At 73.9% G+C, this 18959-nt stretch carries 13 protein-coding genes; 4 read left to right on the forward strand and 9 right to left on the reverse strand.

All coding sequences use genetic code 11. The features are described from left to right. Positions 1-376: 376 nt before the first annotated feature. A complete protein-coding gene (locus ACZ4M3_RS19695; RefSeq protein WP_467734748.1) occupies positions 377-2188 on the forward strand; it encodes a serine hydrolase domain-containing protein in 1812 nt (603 codons plus the stop codon). Between the two features lie 371 nt (positions 2189-2559). After that, the gene (locus ACZ4M3_RS19700; protein ID WP_467734281.1) at positions 2560-3015 is read left to right on the forward strand and encodes a nitroreductase family deazaflavin-dependent oxidoreductase; all 456 of its coding nucleotides are present in this window, start codon (positions 2560-2562) and stop codon (positions 3013-3015) included. 4 nt (positions 3016-3019) lie between these two features. Here the strand turns inward: ACZ4M3_RS19700 and ACZ4M3_RS19705 are convergent, their stop codons facing one another. From ACZ4M3_RS19705 to ACZ4M3_RS19745, 9 genes are all read right to left on the reverse strand, one after another. Further along, on the reverse strand, positions 3020-4594 hold the full coding sequence (locus ACZ4M3_RS19705) for a phytoene desaturase family protein (RefSeq protein ID WP_467734283.1): 1575 nt from the start codon (positions 4592-4594) through the stop codon (positions 3020-3022). Further along, a complete protein-coding gene (locus tag ACZ4M3_RS19710) occupies positions 4591-6654 on the reverse strand; it encodes a serine/threonine-protein kinase (protein WP_467734285.1) in 2064 nt (687 codons plus the stop codon). The genes ACZ4M3_RS19705 and ACZ4M3_RS19710 overlap by 4 nt, the downstream gene beginning before the upstream one ends. A 27-nt stretch (positions 6655-6681) precedes the next feature. After that, positions 6682-7617, reverse strand: a complete 936-nt coding sequence (locus tag ACZ4M3_RS19715) for an oxygenase MpaB family protein (protein ID WP_467734287.1) — start codon at positions 7615-7617, stop codon at positions 6682-6684. A 133-nt stretch (positions 7618-7750) separates the two neighbouring features. Further along, positions 7751-9226 carry a chloride channel protein gene (locus tag ACZ4M3_RS19720; RefSeq protein WP_467734289.1) on the reverse strand — a complete coding sequence of 492 codons (1476 nt, stop codon included), beginning with the start codon at positions 9224-9226 and terminating at the stop codon, positions 7751-7753. Next, positions 9223-11076, reverse strand: coding sequence for a glycoside hydrolase family 15 protein (locus ACZ4M3_RS19725; RefSeq protein WP_467734291.1), 1854 nt, complete (start codon positions 11074-11076; stop codon positions 9223-9225). The genes ACZ4M3_RS19720 and ACZ4M3_RS19725 overlap by 4 nt, the downstream gene beginning before the upstream one ends. 231 nt (positions 11077-11307) lie before the next feature. Then, entirely contained in the window at positions 11308-12342 is a 1035-nt protein-coding gene (locus tag ACZ4M3_RS19730; protein ID WP_467734293.1) for a peptidogalycan biosysnthesis protein, read from the reverse strand. Next, a complete protein-coding gene (locus tag ACZ4M3_RS19735; RefSeq protein ID WP_467734295.1) occupies positions 12339-13613 on the reverse strand; it encodes an MFS transporter in 1275 nt (424 codons plus the stop codon). The genes ACZ4M3_RS19730 and ACZ4M3_RS19735 overlap by 4 nt, the downstream gene beginning before the upstream one ends. After that, positions 13610-14860 (reverse strand): ATP-grasp domain-containing protein, encoded by a 1251-nt coding sequence (locus ACZ4M3_RS19740; protein ID WP_467734750.1) that lies wholly within the window; start codon positions 14858-14860, stop codon positions 13610-13612. Before ACZ4M3_RS19740 ends, ACZ4M3_RS19735 begins: the two co-directional genes overlap by 4 nt. Before the next feature lie 5 nt (positions 14861-14865). Then, a complete protein-coding gene (locus tag ACZ4M3_RS19745) occupies positions 14866-16119 on the reverse strand; it encodes an ATP-grasp domain-containing protein (protein ID WP_467734296.1) in 1254 nt (417 codons plus the stop codon). A 216-nt stretch (positions 16120-16335) separates the two neighbouring features. Between ACZ4M3_RS19745 and ACZ4M3_RS19750 the strand changes: the two genes are divergently transcribed. Continuing rightward, the gene (locus tag ACZ4M3_RS19750) at positions 16336-17775 is read left to right on the forward strand and encodes a coproporphyrinogen-III oxidase family protein (protein ID WP_467734297.1); all 1440 of its coding nucleotides are present in this window, start codon (positions 16336-16338) and stop codon (positions 17773-17775) included. Continuing rightward, complete coding sequence (locus ACZ4M3_RS19755; protein ID WP_467734298.1) at positions 17772-18833, forward strand: DUF1152 domain-containing protein; 1062 nt, start codon at positions 17772-17774, stop codon at positions 18831-18833. The genes ACZ4M3_RS19750 and ACZ4M3_RS19755 overlap by 4 nt, the downstream gene beginning before the upstream one ends. The last annotated feature ends 126 nt before the right edge of the window (positions 18834-18959 follow it).

Genomic DNA, 18959 nt, shown 5'->3' on the forward strand with positions numbered 1-18959 from the left:
GGACAACGTACCCGCACGCGCTGGCTGCGGGCCGACGGACGCGGGCCGCGAAGCGGCAGGCGCGGGCTCAGGGCCAGCCGCCGCACACACCGGGCCGGCCGGCACGGACAACGGACCGGCCGCCCCAGGATCCGGGCCGACGGACGCGGGCCGCGAACCGGCAGGCGCAGGATCCGGGCCACTCGGCGTACACGCCGGGCCGGCCGACCTGGACGACGGACCGGCAGGTGCGGGGACTGGACCGGCAGGAGCAGACTCCAGGCCAGCCAGCACACACCCCGGACGGACAGGCACGGACAACGGACCGGCGGACGTCGGCCGTGGACGGGTCGGCACGCACGCCGGACCGGCAGGCGCCGGCCGCGGAGCAGCCGACCTGGACTCCCGGCCGGTGGGTGCGGGGGTGGGCGGGGGGGTGAGCCGGAGGCGGCTCGGCGCGCGGCTGCTCGCGCTCGGCGGCGTACTCGTCCTCCAGGCCGCCCTCCCCGGCTCGGCGGGCGCCCGCGGCAACCCGGCCGAGCGGCGGGCCCTCCAGGGGCTGAAACTGCGCTACGGCTCCGCCCGTCAGGCCGGGCTGCTGGAGAAGCACCTCGAAGGGGTGGCGGAGGAGGCCCGGCGCTTCCTCGGCCCCTCCCCCGAACACCCGTACTACGCCGGGGCCGTCGTCCTCGCCGGCCGCGGCCGCACCGTCGCGCTGCACCGGGCCATGGGCGACGCGGTCCGCTACGCGGACTACGACGGCCGCGCCGACCGGGTCCGGGAGTTCCCCGCGGCCGAACGGATCGCGATGGCCGAGGACACCGTCTTCGACCTGGCCTCGCTCACGAAGCTGTTCACCTCGCTGCTGGCCGTGCAGCAGATGGAGCGGGGGCGGCTGGAGCTGGAGGCTCCGGTGGACCGGTACCTGCCGGAGTTCACCGGCGGCGGCAAGGAACTGGTCACGGTCCGTCAGCTGCTCACGCACACCTCGGGGCTGCGTTCCTGGGCGCCCTTCTACCAGGAGTCCACCCGCGAGGGACAGCTGAGGCTGCTGTGGTCGGTGCGACCACAGGACACACCCGGGACCGTGTACCGGTACTCCGACCTGAACCTCATCGCGCTCCAACTGCTCCTGGAACGGATCACCGACCGCACTCTGGACACCCTGCTCCGCGACGAGATCACCGCTCCGCTCGGGATGCACCGCACTCGTTACCGCCCACCGCTCTCCTGGCGCCGGAGCATCGCCGCCACCGAGGTTCAGCGTCCGCCCTGGTCCGGCCTGGACCGCGGCCTGGTGTGGGGCGAGGTCCACGACGAGAACGCGTACGCCCTCGGCGGCGTCGCGGGGCACGCGGGCGTCTTCGGCACCGCCTGGGACCTGGCCGTCCTCGCCCGCGCCCTGCTCGACGGCGGGGTCTACGCCGGGAAGCGCATCCTGCGCCCCGCCTCCGTCGAGCTGCTCTTCACCGACTTCAACACCGCCTTCCCCGGCGACGACCACGGCCTGGGCTTCGAGCTCTACCAGCACTGGTACATGGGCGCCATGGCCACCCCGCACTCCGCGGGCCACACCGGCTTCACCGGCACCTCGCTGGTCCTGGACCCCTCCACCGACTCCTTCCTGATCCTGCTCGGCAACTCGGTCCATCCCGTGCGGACCTGGCGGGCCGGCAGCGCGCCCCGGGTCGCCACGGGCAACCGCTTCGCGCGGGCCGTCCCCGTCCGCACCCGGCACGGCGGCCCCGCCTGGTTCTCCGGCATCACCCCGGGCGGCTCGGGCACCCTCACCCTCCCCCCGCTGACCCCCGCCACCACGGCCGCCCGGCTGCGCTGCGCGCTGTGGTGGGACACCGTGCCGGGCGAGGGGGCCTTCCACCTGGAGGCCTCGGCCGACGGGCAGGCCTGGGAGCCGCTGCCCTTCAGCACCGTGCGCTCCACCGGCGGCGCGCCCGAACCGTGGCCCCAGGGCCGCGCCGACGGCTGGTCGGGCCGCATCTGGCACCGCCTCGAAGCGCCGCTCACCTCCTGGGCGGACCGGGAGGTCCGCCTGCGCTTCCGCCACACCGCCACGGGCCGTTACGTGGGCCGCGGCGTCTACGTCGACGTCATCCGCGTCGCCGAACCGGCCCGGCTCCTCTTCGCCGAGGACCGCCCGGCCGACTTCGCCCGCCTGGAGGCCACGGGCTGGACCCGCTCGGCCGACTGAGCCCCGCTCAGAGCGGGAAGCCGATCAGGCCCCAGCCCCTACGGCGGGCCCCTTCGACGAGCTCGCCCCCCAGTCCCGCAGCAGGCCCTCGAACTCTGGAAGGTGCGGATCCAGCCGTCCGGGACCGCCGCGTGCCGGGCGAAGGGCTCCCACAGACCCGGCAGCAGCGGCTCCACCCGGTCCCGGTGCGAAGGCGTCCAGCGCTGCACGGACGGGAGCACCGGCCACCTGCGAGGTGTGCGGGCGGGGGCCGGTCGGGGCGGGGGTTCACCCGTACGGGGCACGTCCGGCCGGAATGAACGCCGTGCCGCGGGGCGTTGTGTGGTTGATTGAGGTTCGTTGATCGTTCGACGCGAAGGCAGGCACCCCCGATGACCACCGTCGACTGGGACCACCCGACCGACCCCAAACCCGGCACCTGGCAACTCGACCACCTGCGGAAGTACGTCGAGACGAACGGCCGCGAGGGCCAGTTCTGGAACAACACCCAGACCCTGCTGCTGACCACCCTCGGCCGCAAGTCCGGCAAGCCGGTGCGCACGCCGCTGATCTACGGCGAGGCCGACGGCCGCTACCTCATCGTGGCGTCCAAGGGCGGCGCCAGCGACCACCCGCTCTGGTACAAGAACTTGTCCGAGCACCCCGAAGTCCGCGTCCAGGTCGGCCCGAAGGTCCTCCAGGGCACCGCCCGGACGGCGAACCCCGAGGAACGCGCCAAGTACTGGCCCGTGATGGTGGGGCACTGGCCCGACTACGACGAGTACCAGACCAAGACGGACCGCGAGATCCCGATCGTGGTCATCGAGCCGACCGGCCAGGTCGGGTAACGGCTCAGCGTCCGAGGACCGCCATGGCGGCGTTGTGGCCGGGGACCCCGCTCACACCGCCGCCGCGCACCGCGCCCGCCCCGCACAGCAGTACGTTCGGGTGCCGGGTTCCGACGCCCCACCGGCCCGTGTCCTGACCGTCCTCGTACGGCCAGGACAGGTCGCGGTGGAAGATGTGCCCGCCGGGCAGCCGCAGTTCACGGTCCAGGTCGAGCGGGGTCTTGGCCTCGATGCAGGGCCGGCCGTCCGCGTCGAGGGCCAGGCATTCGGTGAGGGGCTCGGCCAGGTGCGCGTCGAGCTGGGCGAGGGTGCCCGCCAGCAGCACCTCCCGCGCTCCCTGGTTGTCCTTCTCGAACAGCCGGGCGGGGGTGTGCAGGCCGAACAGGGTCAGGGTCTGGTAGCCCCGCGCCACGAGCTCGGGTCCGAGGATCGAAGGGTCCGTCAGCGAGTGGCAGTAGATCTCCGAGGGCGGTACGGAGGGCAGTTCACCGGTCGCGGCCTCGGCGTGGGCCCGCGCCAGCTGCTCGTACCCCTCGGCGATGTGGAAGGTGCCGCCGAACGCCTCGCGCGGGTCCACGGAAGTGTCCCGGAGCCGGGGCAGCCGCCGCAGCAGCATGTTCACCTTGAGCTGGGCCCCCTCCGGCCGGGGTGCCGGGGCTTCGCCGAGCAGTTCCGCCAGGGCCCGCGGGGAGGCGTTCACCAGCACCGTGCGGCCCGCGACGGCGCCCTCCCCGGTGGCCGTCCGGAAAGTCACCTCCGCGGGCGCGCTGCCGTCCGTGTCGATGCGCAGTGCCTCGTGGCCGGTGAGGATCTCGGCTCCCGCCGCCCGCGCGGCCCGCGCGAGGGCGTCGGTCAGCGCGCCCATACCGCCCACGGGGACGTTCCAGTCGCCCGTGCCGCCGCCGATGACGTGGTAGAGGAAGCAGCGGTTCTGCGCGAGGGAGGCGTCGTGGGCACCGGCGAAGGTGCCGATCAGGCCGTCCGTCAGCACCACGCCGCGCACCAGGTCGTCGGAGAAGTACCGCTCCACGGCCCGGCCCAGCGGCTCCTCGAACAGCATCCGCCAGGCGGCCTCGTCATCGATCCGGGCCCGTAGTTCCCCGCGGGTGGGGAGCGGCTCGGTGAGGGTGGGGAACACCCTCCGGGCGAGCCGGCCCGTCGTCGCGTAGAAGGCGCGCCAGTTCTCGTACTCCCGGTCGGAGCCGGTGAGGCGGGCGAAGGACTCCCTCGTACGGGCCTCGGCGCCGCCGATGAGCAGTCCGCCCGGGCGGCCGGCGCGCTCGACGGGTGTGTACGAGGAGACCGTGCGCCCGCGTACCGCGAAGTCCAGGCCGAGATCGCGCACGATCTTCGCGGGGAGCAGGGAGACGAGGTAGGAGTAGCGCGAGAGCCTGGCGTCCACGCCCGCGAAGGGGCGGGTGGAGACGGCCGCGCCGCCGGTGTGGCCGAGCCGTTCGAGGACCAGTACGGACCTGCCCGCGCGGGCCAGGTACGCGGCGGCCACCAGACCGTTGTGCCCGCCGCCCACGATCACCACGTCGTAGGCCGCCTGCCGGAAGGGCGCCGAGGTCGTCGTCATGGCTCTTGGTAGCACACCTGGCCGAGCCGCTCCAGACAGTGCGCCTCGTCGGCGTGGGCCAGCACCGTGCCGGGATGCCCTTCGCCGAGGGACCGTTCGCGGATGCCGGAGAGTTCCCGGTAGAGCGGCAGCGCCTCGTGCCAGCGTCCGAGGCGGCCCAGGCCGACGGCGAGTTCGCGGCGGCTGACCAGCGTGTCCGGGTGCTCGGAGCCCAGTACCTCGGCCCGCGCCCGCTCGACCGCGCGGGCCTCGGCCACCGCCTCCTCCCAGCGGTCCAGCCGGCCCAGGTTCACGCCGAGGACGTGCCGGGCGCGCAGGGTCTCCGGGTCGGCGGCGCCGTAGGCTCGGGTGCGGTCGCGCACCAGGGCGCGGAACAGGTCGAGGGCTTCGGCGGCGCGCCCGGTGCGGCCCAGCGCGACGCCGGTTTCGTAGCGGGCGGCGAGGGCGTCGGGGTGGTCGCGGCCGAGGACCCGTTCGCGGACGGCGGCGACCTGCCGGAAGCCGGCCAGCGCCTCGTCCCAGCGGCCGAGGCGGCCGAGCGCGTACGCGACCTCGTACCGGGTCAGGAGCGTGTCGGGGTGTTCGGCGCCGAGCACGGCGGCGCGGTCCGCCGCGACCTCGGCGGCGGTGCGGTGGGCGTCCTCGTGGCGGCCGATGGCGCCGAGCGTGCAGGCGAGGTTGTGGCGGCAGCGCAGGGTGTCGGGGTGGCGCGGGCCCAGGGTGCGGGAACGGGCGGCGGCCACTTCGGCGTAGATCTCGCAGGCCTCGCGGTGGCGCCCGAGACGCCCCAGTTCGTACGCCTCCTCCTGACGGGCCGCGAGGGTGTCGCCGTGGTCGGGCCCCAGCACCCCGGCCCGCCCCCGGGCCACGGCCGCGTACCCGGCCAGCGCCTCCTCGGGCCGACCGGCGCGGCTGAGGGCGTACGCGCGGGAGTACGCGGCGCCGAGGGCGTCGGGGTGCTCCGGACCGGGGGGAGCCGCGGCGCGGGTCAGCCCGACGGCGAGGGTGAGCCGGGGGTCGGCGGCGGCGTCGGGCCGCTCGATCGGCCGGGTGACGCCGGGCCGGGCGGCGGTCCAGGAACCGGTGAGCACGGCCCATTCCCCGCTCGCGGGGCGGGCGTCGGTGCCGGCCTTGCGCCCGGCGGTCATCTCCCGGGCCCACTCGGGCAGCGGCGGCGGGGCGCCGGGCGGCGCGCCGGGGCCGAGCCGGTGCTCCACGAGCCGCCGGTGCAGGTGGCGGGCGTCGCCGGGGCGGTCCTCGGGCCGCTTGGCGAGCAGTTCGAGGACCAGCCGGTCGAAGTACTCGGGCAGCTCGGGGCGGTGCTCGCGGGGCGGTACGGGCGCGTTGTCGCGGTGGCCGACCAGGACGGACCAGGAGTCGCCGAGGTCGAAGGGCGGGGCGCCGGTGGCGATCTCGTACAGGACGCAGCCGAGGGAGTAGAGGTCGCTGCGGTGGTCGACCTCGCCGCCCGCGATCTGCTCGGGCGACATGTAGTGCGGGGTGCCCATGGCCATGCCGCCGCCGGTGAGCTTGGCGGTGAAGCCGATGTCGTGGGCGAGGCGGGCGATGCCGAAGTCGCAGATCTTCACGGTGCCGTCGGTGAGCCGCATGATGTTCGCGGGCTTCAGGTCGCGGTGGACGACGCCCTGGTCGTGGGTGTACCCGAGGGCGGCGGCCATCTGCTCGGCGATGTCGACGACGACGTCCACGGGGAGCGGACGTGACTCGTTGTCCTCCAGGAGCTGGCTGAGGTTGCGGCCGTCCAGGAGTTCCATGACGAGGTAGAGGGGACCGCCGGCCGCGCTGTCGTCGCCGAAGTCGTGGACCACGGTGACGCCGCGGTGCTGGAGCGCGGCGGCCACGCGCGCCTCGCGGCGGAAGCGTTCGCGCAGCACCTGGGTGAAGTGGTTGTCCTGCTCGGGCCCGAGGGGCTTGAGGCACTTCACGGCGACCTGGCGGCCCAGCGATTCGTCCCGGGCCCGCCATACCTCGCCCATGCCGCCGCGCCCGATCAGATCGAGCGACCGGTACCGGCCCTGGATCAGTCTGGACTCCGCCATGTCTTGAAGCCGCCCCCGTGTGTTGTGCTACGCCCTCCCCGGACGGTCCAGTATGGCCGCTGATGTACGCAGTGTGTACGCCGAGGGGCGACTCCCGGGGCCCATGCGGCGCATCGCTTTCAAGATGTGACCTGGCGGCAGCTGCCAGCGCAGACCTGCGGGGATGGTGCGCAACAGGCGTCCTGTGAGGCGCAGGCGGCGGGTGACGTCCCGCGGGTCGGGAGCGGGTCTGCCGTACAGCCGGTGCGCGTAGTCCGGGAGGGAACCGTACGCGAGGGCGGCGAGCGGCCGCCACAGCAGGTTTCGGCCAGGGACCAGGAGAGTGGGGACGGGCGGGGCGCGCAGGAAGTCGTCCACGGCGAGCGCGTCGGCCCCGGCGGCGAGGTCGGGGCGGACCGTCTCGAAGTAGCCGGCGAGGGCGGCCGTGTCGGCGGGCACGCCACTGGGGTCGAGGCCGACGAGGCGGGCGTTGACCCGGTTCTCGTCGACGTAGCGGTCGGCCTGGGCGGGGGTGAGGGGGACGCCGGAACGGTGCAGGACGTGCAGGAAGCTGTCGATCTGCGCGCAGTGCACCCAGAGCAGCAGGGCGGGGTCGTCGACGGGGAACCGGCGGCCGGTGGCGGGGTCGGTCGCGGACAGCTTGCGGTGGACGGCCCGGACGCGGGCGCCGGCCTGTTCGGCGGCAGCGGTGGTGCCGTAGGTGAGGGTGCCGACGAAGTCCGCGGTGCGCAGCAGCCGCCCCCAGGCGTCCGCGCGGCCCCCCTTGTCCCCGAACGCGGCGCTGTTCTCCATGACGCCGCGGACGGCCCGGGGGTGCAGGGCCTGGAGGTAGAGCGCACGGACCCCGGCGATCCACATCACCGGGTCCCCGTGGCACTGCCACGTCACGGACCCGGGCCCGTACAGCCCGGGATCGGGCCCCTGCCCCTGCTGTCCCGCCGTAGGTCCCGCCGTTGGTCCCATCCCGGTACCTCCTGCTGCCGTGCGGGCGTGGCCGACTGCGCGTCGTCCAGCGTAGCGGCGTACGGACCGGGGGCAGGAGCGGATCGAGCGGGAACTCCCGCGGCGGCCGGCGGCCGCAGCCGGGCGCCCGCCGTCAGGGCGCCCGGGCCGCCCGGGCGCCGGCTGTCGCGCCGGGCCGGGGCGCGGGCGGCGCCAGGGGCGGGAGCTCCGGCAGCAGTTCGGTGACGACGAAGGCGATGACGGCGGCGATGATCGCCACGGGCATCACGGCGGAACTGCCCAGCAGCAGGACCACGAGCACCACGCTGCTGACCGGCAGCCGCAGGACGGCGACGGTGGTGGCGGCCATGCCCGCCGCGATCGCGGGTACCACGCCCAAGCCGGGCAGCGGGGAGGCCAGAACGCCGGCCGCGGCCCCCAGGAACAGCGCCGGGAAGATGGGGCCGCCGCGCAGGCTGCCCAGGCACAGGGCGTAGGCGGCGCCCTTGCACAGCAGGACCGCGACCAGCGCGCCGATCCCCCAGGCATGCGGATCGGCGGCCAGTTGCGCCAGCGTCGACTGACCCGACAGGGCGGCCTCCGCCGAGGAGCGGCCGGTGGTCAGGGCGTAGAGGGCGGCGCAGGCGCCGGCGCCGAGTGCGCAGAGCGCCGTACGCGGCACGGTACCGTGCGTGACGAACACCGCGACCCGGCGCGCCACGGACTGCACCGGCCGCATCAGGAGGGCGCAGCCGAGGGCGATGACCACCGCCCAGAGCACGTCCGCCGCGTCCAGGCGCGGGTCCGCCCCGGACACCTCGAGGCCGAGTTTGCCCGTGCCCAGACCGGTCCAGCGCCCGAAGCCGGTGAAGACCAGGGAGCCGATGCCGCTGGAGAGCAGCGCGGGGAGCATGACCGCGAACAGCCGCGGTCCGCCCACGCCCGCCACCTCGATCAGCAGGACGGCGGCGACCAGCGGGTTGCCGAAGATCGCCGCGATGGCGGCCGCCGCTCCGGCCGAGCCCAGCAACGCGGTGGTCAGTGCACTCGTCGGGGCCCTGGTGAGGTCCCGCAGGAGCAGGGCGAGGCCGCCGCCCAGCGCGATCAGGGGTGCTTCCGGCCCCAGCACGGCGCCGAGCGGCAGGCCCACCGCCGCCGCGAGCAGTACGCCCGGCAGGGCGGCCGGTCTGGTGCCGCCGGTGGCCAGCCCGGCTGCGGGGACGTGGCCGCCGGCCCCGGGGAGGCGGGTGACGACCAGGCCGACGAGGACCCCGGCGACCGGCAGCAGGGGCAGGGGCCACCACCACGGGGGGCCGCCCTCGCCCAAGGCGTGCGGGAGCGACACCCACACGGCGTGTTCCAGTGCGTGGAGCCCGGCGAGGAACCAGAACGCGACCAGGGACACCGGGATGCCGACGAAGGCGGAGAAGGCGAGGGCTTTGAGGTAGCCGGGAGAGCGCAGGATGGCGCGCAGCAGGTCCGCCTCCCGCGGCTGGGCGCCCCCGGCGGCCCCGTCCGGCCGGGGCACCGCTGCCCGCGGCTCTCCGGGTCCCTTCGGTCCCTCCGGTCCCTCCGGTTCCATCGGTTCCATCGGCTCCTCCGGTTCCGTCGGTTCCCTCGGTTCCGTCATGGCTCCCCGTCCAGTTCGGCGTCGAGCGCGAGGGCCGCGGTGACCAGCGCGAGGTGGGTGAACGCCTGCGGGAAGTTGCCCAGTTGCTCGCCGGTGGGGCCGATCTCCTCGGCGAACAGGCCGACGTGGTTGGCGTAGGTGAGCATCTTGTCGAAGGCGTACCGGGCCTGTTCGACCCGTCCGGCGCGGGCGAGGGCGTACACGTAGAGGAAGGAGCAGAGCGAGAACGTGCCCTCGGAGCCCCTGAGACCGTCCGGTGAGGCGTCGGGGTCGTAGCGGTGGACGAGGCTGTCCGAGACGAGTTCGCGGTCCATGGCGTCCAGGGTGGACAGCCAGCGCGGATCCTGCGGCGGGATGAAGCCGACCAGCGGCATCATCAGCAGCGAGGCGTCCAGGACGGCGCTGCCGTAGTGCTGGACGAACGCCTGGCGTTCCTCGCTCCAGCCCCGGGTCATGATCTGGCCGTGGATGGCGTCCCGGACGGCGGTCCAGCGCTTCACGTCCGCCGGGCGGCCGGTGGCCACGGCCTGGCGGACGCCGCGGTCCAGGGCGACCCAGCACATGAGGCGGCTGTAGGTGAAGTCCTTGCTGCCGCCGCGGGTCTCCCAGATGCCGTCGTCGGGGCGGTCCCAGTGGTCGCAGAGCCAGTCCAGCAGGGCGGCCGAGCTCCGCCAGTCGTCGTAGCCGACCACATCGGGGGTCCGGCCGCTCTGGGCGAGGGCGTAGACCGCCTCGCCGTAGATGTCGAGCTGCAGTTGGCCGACGGCGTCGTTGCCGGCGCGTACGGGGGCGGAGCCCCGCCAGCCCGTCAGGTGGCCGAGGACCTCCTCCGGCAGGTGCGGGTCGCCGTCGACGCGATACATGATCTGCAGTGGCTCGCCGCCGGGTGCTCCGCCGTCCCGGAACCGGTCGGCGAGCCAGCCGCGGAAGGCGTTCGCTTCCTCGGTGAACCCGAGGTCGCGCATGACCCGGACGGCGAGGGAGGCGTCCCGGACCCAGGTGTAGCGGTAGTCCCAGTTGCGCTCCCCGCCCTCCTGCTCCGGCAGGCCCATCGTCGCCGCGGCGATGGGAGCGCCCGTGGGCGCGTACGTCAGGAGCTTGAGGGTGATCGCGGAGCGGTTGACGATCTGCTGCCAGCGGCCGCGGTAGCGGCAGCGTCCGGTCCACCGGTGCCAGAAGCGGTTGAGGTCGGTGAACTCCCGTGTCATGTCCAGCGCGTCCGGCGGCGGAGGGGCCGGGCCTCCGGCGTCGCACACCGTCAGGACGGCGGCCGCGCGTTCGCCCGCCGCCAGCGCCACCGTCGCGCGTACGTCGCCCCCGTCGGCCCGGAGCACCACCGGGCCGACGGCCTGGAGGTGGGCGGTGCAGCCGGGTGCGTCGAAACGTGCGGCCCGGCCGTCCAGGGTCAGGGCGTGGTGCGCGCGACCGTAGTCGAAGCGCGGCCGGCAGGCCAGGGCGAAGCGCATCGATCCGCGTACCACGCGCATGACCCGCACCACCTGGTGCCGGTCGGTGGGGGTCCGCTCCTCGCGGACGGGCATGAAGTCGACCACCTCGCCGACCCCTTCGGGGGTGAGGAAGCGGGTGATCAGGACGGCGGTGTCGGCGAGGTAGAGCTGGCGGGTGACGACGCCGTCCCCGCCGGCCGGCGGGCCGGCGTCCTGCGGCGGCTGCGCGGTGATGGCGAAGTACCCGCCGCGGTCGTGGTCGAGGAGCCCGGCGAAGAGGCTGGGTGAGTCGAAACGGGGGGAGCAGAACCAGTCGAGCACTCCCTCGGACGACACGAGGGCACAGGTCTCCAGGTCGCCGATCAGGCCGTGTTCGGCGATCGGCGGGTACGGGCGCGTCATGCGACCGCCTCCCCGGACCGCCTCGCAGCCCGCGCGGCACCCGTCCGTGGACCGGGTCGCGCGCCCGTACGAGCGGACCGCCTCGCGTCCTTCATGGCCGGTCCCCTTGACGTGGTGGCCTCGGATGTGGGGTCCCCCGACGGACGTGGCCTCCGGCAGGTCCATTCTCCCGTCCCCGCGCAGTGATCGCCACGCAGCCGGGCGGGGGCGGTGGCCGGCCTGCCGCACAGGTCACCCGCTGCCCGGCTGACCTGTCCCCCCCGGCTCCTGGTCGACCAGCGCGTACAGGCCGGACACCACGGCGCCGCGCCGCCGCTTCGCCTCGATCGTCGTCATACCGGCGTGCAGGCCGGTCGAGCCGTGGGCGTAGGCGTCTGCGACGGGCAGGTAGTACATCAGGTTGAAGTACAGGTGGGGCGCCGGATGCCGCCGGTCGACGGCGACCGCGCGGATCCACGTCGTGGCCCCGTAGTGGTAGTACAGGCAGAACCCGGTCATCCGCTGCCCGTCGTAGGCGGCCACCACCCGCGCTTCGCTGCCCATCGCCGCCGCCTGCCGCTTCAGCAGCGTGGTCATCGCGTCGACACCGTCCCGGTCGTGCCCGTGATCCAGCTGGTGTCCGGCGAGCAGGACCCCGGCGTCCTCGAAGCAGTCAGCGAGCACCTGGTGGCGGACGTCGAGCCCGGTCGCGGCGAAGGCGCGGCGTTCACGACGTACGCCGACCCGGCGTCGTGAGGGCAGGGAGGCGATGTAGTCGTCGATGCCCGCGCCGGGCAGCGGAATGAGAGCGTCGTCCTGGAGGTGGAGGGGACGTCGGGGGTAGAGGGGGGCGAGCCGGGTGGCGGCCTCGGAGGTGAGGTAGGGCCACCAGTGAGTGGTGTGGTGCAGGGCGGCGAAGTCGCGTGCGGCGTCCCGCAGCAGGACGAGGCAGGCGTCCCGCCGTACGGCGTCGAGACCGGGGGCGGTGAGCGGGGTGTTGTGGTAGCCGCGCCGCGCCCCGGCGATCACCCGGGGCCGCAGTGGGGCGGGCAGCACGGCGGCGGGCTGGTAGGAGTCGTTCGGTTCGTCCCGCACCAGGTAGAGGGGCGCGGCGGCCAGCAGCCGGCCTCCGCTGTCCCGTACGAGCGCGTACGCGCAGGTGGCGGTGGGGTCTGCTTCCTCGCCGGCGAGCCACTGGTGGGCGAGGTAGAGGCCGGCCGGGCGGGCGAGCTGCTCCCATTCGGCGGCGAGGAGGGCGTGGATCGATTCGACGACGCTCGTGATCAATGGGGTTTCCTTCGGCGGCGGCGGTTGGTGGCCTTCAGGGCGGGAGCGGCGACCATGGCGACCAGGCAGGCGGCGGCTTCGACGCCCCACGGCAGGAGGGGACCGGCGTCCAGCAGCAGGGTGAAGAGGGCGGGAGCGGCGACCATGCCGAGGGCCCAGGAGAACTGGTACAGGCCTTGCGTGAACCCCCCGGCCGCCTCGGGGGTCAGGCTCACGGACAGTTCGCCGAGCGCCGGGCCGAGCAGCATCTCCGCCAGGCTGAACAGCGCGATCGCGCCGAGCAGCGCCACCCGGGCGGTGAAGGCGAGGGCGGGCAGTACGGGCAGTGCGAACGCCGCCATCCCCGCGGCCATGATCAGGTATCCGGCCGCCACGGCCCGGCGGGGCGGTTGCGGCGCCAGGTGCGCGGTGACGACGGTGGAGAAGCCCGAGACGATGACGGTGTTGACGACGAACAGCAGGCTCGCCGCCGACGGGGGCAGCTCCAGGGCGTGGGTGGTGTAGAGGGCGACCAGCACGGCGAGGATGGCCTGGGCGAGGACGTAGGGGATGTTGACCGCCACGAGCAGCAGGTAGCGGCGGGTGTTGGCGGTCCAGGCCGCCGGCGCACCCGCCGGCGCACTCGGTAGCGCACTTCGCGGCGCGTCCTCGGGTAACGGCGGACGGGTGGTGAGGGCGGCGAAGCAGGCGGCGGCCAGCAGGTAGGTGGCGGCGTCGACCGCGATCAGCCACCGCAGCGAGCCCCTCCCGGACACCGCCAGGGTCGCCGCCGCGGCGCTGGCCCCCGCGGCGAGGCCGATGTTGCGCAACGAGCCGGTGAAGGCGAACCACGAGCGGCGTTCCCCGGGTGCGGTGACGTGCGTGATCAGGGTGCGCTGTGCGGTGAAGTACATGTTGATCCCGGCCTGCACCACCAGGTACGCGCCGGCCACCTGCCACGGCCGGCCCGCGAACAGGAACAGGGTGAACCCGGCTGCGGAGAGGATGTTCGCCCAGACCACGACCGGTCGTGGTCCCACCCGGTCCATGAGGCGTCCGGCGAGGAACGTCACCGGCAGGGCGATCGCCTGCCCCGCCGTCATCGCCACGCCGACCTGCGCCGGTGGCAGCCCCCGTACGTCGGTGAAGTACAGCAGGCCGAGCGGCAGGAGCATGCCGTTGCCGACGGAGTCGATCAGGTTGCCGGTGATGAAGAGGCCGTGCCCCCGCAGCCCGGGCACGCCGAGCCGGTCGGCGACGCGGGGGCGGCGGGTACCGGTGGCCGTGCTCACGGGCCCAGCAGGGAACTGATCTTGCGCAGGACGCCGGCCGCGGGGAAGCCGGTCGCCTCGTGCAGCTCCGTCAGGGCCCGCACCGTCTTGTCCTCCGCGCCTTCGGCGAGCGTGAGAACGACGATGTCACCGTGGGAGGCGCCGTCGATGACCAGTTCGTGCGCGGTGACCACCGTGACGCGTTCCCGCAGCCGCGCCACCACCGCCGGGGGGACGCGGCCGCTGGTGAGGAATTCGAGGGCCCATCCGGTCCGTCGCGCCGTGCCGCCCTCGACGGGGAGGCCGCGGGCCATCCGGGCGAGGGCGGTGAAGGTGTTCGTGCCCGACGCGGCGCAGGACAGGGTCGTGGCTCCGCCGATGCGGGGGTTGACCTCCAGGATCACGAACCGGCCGGCGGTGTAGACCATGTCGACGTTGACCGATCCGCAGACCCCCAGGTTCCCGCACAGGGTGACCAGTGTGCGCGCCACGTCCACGAACGCGGCGTCCGCTTCCGCGCGGGGCCCGCACCAGCGCAGGTCGGCGAAGGTGAACACCGGTTCCGCCCCGGCGCGTCCGGTCCAGCACAGCGGCAGGACCCGGTAGGAGCCGGGCCGTCCCACGATGTCCACGCTGCACAGGTCGCCTTCGACGACCTGCTCCAGCACCGCCGACACCTCCGGCGGGGACGCGAGGTAGGCGTCCAGATCGGCGGCCGAGCGCAGGGTGCGGATGCCCATGCTGGTCGAGTCCCCCACGGGCTTCGACATCAGCGGATAGCCGGTCTGTCCGGCACGTACGCGCAGCGCGTCCGGGTAGCCGGGCGTCGGCAGGCCCCGCCCCGCCAACAGGTCGGAGTCCGCGCGGAATCCGTCCGGCACGTTCAGCCCGGCCCGTTCGCAGAGCCGCTTGGTCTCCCACTTGTCCACCAGCAGCATCGTGGCCGCGAGCGGTGTCATGACCGTCGGGATGCCCGCGGCGTCCAGGAAGGCCTTGGCCGCGGCGTCGCGCAGCGCGTTCTCGCACGGCAGTGAGATCGACACCGCCGCGTCCGCCCCCCAGGCGGCGACCGCGTCGGCGAGCTCCCGTGGCGTCACGTCGCGGGCGAGCCGTTGCCGGTGTCCGGGGAAGTCGTCGTCGTCGGCGGTGCCGCCGGTGTGGAACAGTCCGGCCTCGATCCCGTCGGCGGCGAGCGCGCGTACGGCCTGCTGGATGTAGGGGTCGGCGCGCCGGATGGCCACCGACCGCAGGAACGCGATCTTCCGCACCTGGTTCAACCCACTTCCACTCGGGACCGGACGATCACCTGGTCCGCCAGGTCGCGTGCGTGCTCCACCGTGCCCGCGCGGGCCACCACGTGCCCGATCCGGCAGGCCGAGTCCGCCGGTTCGGGCACCGTGTCCCCGGGCTCCAGGTGCAACTCACTGTGCGTACCGGGCACTTCGGGGATGGACACCTGTCGCAGCACCCCGCCGCGCTCCGGCAGCAGGAAGCGGATCGTCGCCGCGTCCGCAGCGGAGGTGACCGTGTCGGGGACCCGGCCGAGCACGGCCTGGAGGTAGGCCACGGCCTCGTTCACGCCCGTCGCCGCCCGGACGATCTCGCACAGGTTGTCGCCCGGCAGCCGGGCGCCGGTCTCGATCACGTACGGCGTCCCGGTGCCCGGAGGGATCTTCACCTCCGTGTGCGCGATCCCGTTGCGCACGCCGACGGCGAGCGCTGCCCGCGCCGCGGTGTGCTGCACCTTCCGGGCGAGCGGCGGCGCCAGACCGGACGGGCAGGTGTGGCCGGTCTCGATCCGGTAGCGGCCCTCGGTGGTGTCCTTCCGGACGACCGGCAGCGGGTAGGCCACCCCGTCCGCGACCACCGTTTCGCACGAGTACTCCTCCCCCGGGATGTACTCCTGCACCAGTGCCCGCGTGTCGAGCTCCAAGCCGTGCGGGTAGGCGTGCGTGTACCGCTGGGCGGCGCCGACCGCTGCGGCGAGCCGCTCCGGGCCGTCCACCACGGACACCCCCCACGAGCCGCCCTGCTCCGCGGGCTTGACCACCAGCGGCCAGCCCAACTCCCCGGCCCGCGCCACCCGGTGCGCCTCGGCCGCGTCGTGCACGACCTTCCAGCGGGGGGCCGGGACGCCTGCCGCCGCGAACGCCTCGCCCATCAGGATCTTGTTCCGGGCCGCCCGGGCGAGCTGCGGATCGTTGCCGGGCAGGCCCAGCCGCTGGGCGAGCGGCGCGGCGAGCGGGGTGAACAGCTCGAAGCAGGCGGCGACACCCGCGATGGCATGCTGCCTGCAGAAGGCTCCCATCTCCTCCAGGGCCCTCGGGGCGTCCGCGAGATCCGTCGCGCACACCCCCGCGAGGGCCGATCGCAGCCGGTCCGGGTAGCCGTCGTGGATGTCCTTGCGCGTGGCCGCGTACAAGCGCAACCCCAGCCGGTCAGCGGCCTCTACGAGAAAACGCCCCGCGTTCCCCATCGGCTCGATCACCAGCACTCCCGGCCCGCGCGGGCCCGCACCGAATGTCATCCGCCCAGCAAAGCCGGGGGGTGAGGGTAGCCGCTATGGGCCCGACCGACGAAAACAACTCGCCCTGGAGCAGGTTGTTTTGGAGCAAAGCCCAGACAACCGGTCAGTAGCGGCCCGGCATTTGGTGCGCCCACCCGATGGAGCCGTACGGGCCTCCCGTGGTCGGATCACAACGCCAGGTCCGCCGCCACCGCGACCCGAACGGGGACGACCACCGTGACCAGCCTGCGCCAGCAGCTCGCCGCCCACATCGACCAGGGCGTCATACCGCCCTACCAGTACTCGTACCCGCCGCGCTCCACCTACCGCCCCCTCCCGGAGGGGAAGTGGAGCATCCCCGACGTGTGGGCCATGGACCGCGCCAACTACCAGGTCCCCGAACTCAACCTCTACCTGCACGTCCCCTTCTGCGACCGCAAGTGCGGCTTCTGCAACCTGTACACCATCATCAGCACCGACGAGGACGTCTTCGACGCCTATGCGGACGCCCTGTGTACGCAGATCCGGGATCACGCCGAGATCATCCAGGCCCGGCGCCTGCGCACGGTCTACATCGGCGGCGGCACCCCCGCCCTGCTCAAGCCACGCCACTTCGAGCAGATCTTCACCACCATCGGCGACATCTACCCCAACTGGCGCTCCACGGTCGAGGAAGTCGCGGTCGAAGCCACTCCTTCCTCCATCGCCGACGCACCGGACGAGTTCAAGGCCCTCATCGGCATGGGCCTGACCCGCGCCAACGTCGGCATCCAGTCCCTCGTCCCGCGCGAGATCCGCGAAGCAGGCCGCGGCGGCGAGGACGAGGGCGTCATCCGCCGAGCCATCCACACCGCACACGAACTCGGCCTGCCGGACCTGTCCACCGACCTGATCATGGGCTTCGCCGGGCAGACCCCCGAGACCTGGCGGCACAGCGTGAACGAGCTGGCCGAGCTCCGGCCCACCACCGTCAGCACCTACTTCCTGACCGTGCGGCCGGACGCCTGGTTCTCCAAGACCGGCGCCTACCAGTACATGTGGCAGCCCGAGCTGTACGACCGCTACGACTACGCCCGCGAGGTCTTCCTGGACCACGGCTACGTCCAGGAGGGCTCCGTCCGCTACAAGAAGCCCGGCCGCGGCGGCTACGCGCAGAAGGTACTCACCTTCCACGGCGTCCCCCTGCTCGGCCTGGGAGTCGGCGCCCGCTCCTACACCAGCGTCCTCGATTACATGACCGGCAGCGTCAGGCCGTCCACGGCCGAGGTCGCCGACTACATCAGGAAGGCCAGGAACCACGAGATCGTCCCCGTCACCGGTATCGAACTGACCGGGGAGGAGCTCGTCCGCAAGCGCCTCGTCCTCGACTCCTTCGACCTCGACCTCACCGAACTCGACCGGTTCGGCTACCAGAAGCACGCCGCCGAGTTCGAAGCCGTACTCGACGCGGCCGAGTCCAACGGACTCCTCCACCGCATCGGCCGCCGCGTCCAGCTCACCCCCAAGGGCTTCAAGTACCGCGACATCCTCTCCTGGATGTTCTACTCCGAGCCCGTCAAACGCCTCGACCGCGAGTACTACGAGAACCTCCACGCGGCGAACGCGCGCGCCCAGCGGAACATGGGGACGACGCCCGTCCGCATCACCGGCATCGACCTGCGCGGCGGAGCCGCATGACCGACCTGTACGTCGCGGCGGGCGGCGGCGGAGACCCCCTCGGCACGCTCATCGCCGCCCGCTCCGTCACCGTCGACCCGGCCCCGCCGCTGATCGCCACCTACGCGTGGGAGCGCCCCGAGGTCGACTCCACGTCCCGGCCCCTGGGGAGCGGGGACTTCACCGGACTCGCCCACGGAGTCGGCGGCGCCGCGGCCTTCACGCCCGCCACCCGGGCCCGGCGCCCGGCCGGATCCACCATGCCGGGCCTCGCCCGGGACCTGCCGGCCCGGCTCTTGCTGCTGGACCCCGCCCAGGGGCTCCGGTCCGTGGCACGGCAGATCGCGTCCATCGCCGACGCCGCGGGCGGGCGGATCCGCGTGGTCGACATCGGCGGTGACATCCTCACCCACGGCGACGAACCCGGCCTGCGCAGCCCGTTCGGCGATGCCTTCACGCTCGCCGCCTGCCACCTCACCGGCATCCCCACCACCGTCTACGTCGCGGGCCCCGGCCTCGACGGGGAGATCGGCGAACAGCCCCTCCTCGAACGCCTCACCGGTTGCCGCCACCCCCTCACCCCCGGCCGGGGCGCGGCCGCGGCGGCCGCCGCCGCGCTGTCCTGGCACCCCTCCGAGGCCTCCGCGCTGTGGGCGGCCGCCGTCCATGGCGCCCGCGGCGCCGTCCGCACCGTCCACCACACCGTCCGCCTCACGGAGGTCTCCCCGCGGCTGTACCACCTGCCGCTCCGGGAGGCCATCGGTCACAACCGGGTCGCCCAAGCCCTCCTCGACGAACGCCCGGCCACCCTGGAGGCGGCGGCGGGCCTCTCCCACCGGCTCACCGGCATCCACGGGCTGGAGCCGGAACGCGACCGCGCACCCCGGCCGGACCCGCCCACGGGGCCGCCCGCCGTCCCCGGCCGGGACGAGGCCATGAAGACCCTGCGCGAAGCGTCCGACGGAGCCGACCACATCACCTTCCGCTACGCCGCCCGCACCCTCGGCCTCCCCTGGACGGCCATCCCCACCCTCCGCGCCACCCTCACCACCCCCACCCCCCTCCTCCGCCTCACCTGACCGCCCCTCATCCAACGTCGAGGGACACCTGCGGCGCGGAGCAAGCGGTCCTGGGGTGAAGACCACCACGTACAGCACCGGCGGCACCTCCACCCTCGCCGGCTGGGCCTGGTCTTCTGCGTCACC

The sequence above is a fragment of the Streptomyces sp. NPDC026522 genome (genome assembly GCF_055567555.1).

Excerpts from the sequence above, each read along its gene's own strand:
- ACZ4M3_RS19720 (WP_467734289.1), bottom strand. The coding sequence starts at position 9,226 with ATGACGGAACCGAGGGAACCGACGGAACCGGAGGAGCCGATGGAACCG.
- ACZ4M3_RS19710 (WP_467734285.1), bottom strand. The coding sequence starts at position 6,654 with ATGGCGGAGTCCAGACTGATCCAGGGCCGGTACCGGTCGCTCGATCTG.
- ACZ4M3_RS19715 (WP_467734287.1), bottom strand. The coding sequence starts at position 7,617 with ATGGGACCAACGGCGGGACCTACGGCGGGACAGCAGGGGCAGGGGCCC.
- ACZ4M3_RS19700 (WP_467734281.1), top strand. The coding sequence starts at position 2,560 with ATGACCACCGTCGACTGGGACCACCCGACCGACCCCAAACCCGGCACC.
- ACZ4M3_RS19725 (WP_467734291.1), bottom strand. The coding sequence starts at position 11,076 with ATGACGCGCCCGTACCCGCCGATCGCCGAACACGGCCTGATCGGCGAC.
- ACZ4M3_RS19745 (WP_467734296.1), bottom strand. The coding sequence starts at position 16,119 with ATGACATTCGGTGCGGGCCCGCGCGGGCCGGGAGTGCTGGTGATCGAG.
- ACZ4M3_RS19755 (WP_467734298.1), top strand. The coding sequence starts at position 17,772 with ATGACCGACCTGTACGTCGCGGCGGGCGGCGGCGGAGACCCCCTCGGC.
- ACZ4M3_RS19705 (WP_467734283.1), bottom strand. The coding sequence starts at position 4,594 with ATGACGACGACCTCGGCGCCCTTCCGGCAGGCGGCCTACGACGTGGTG.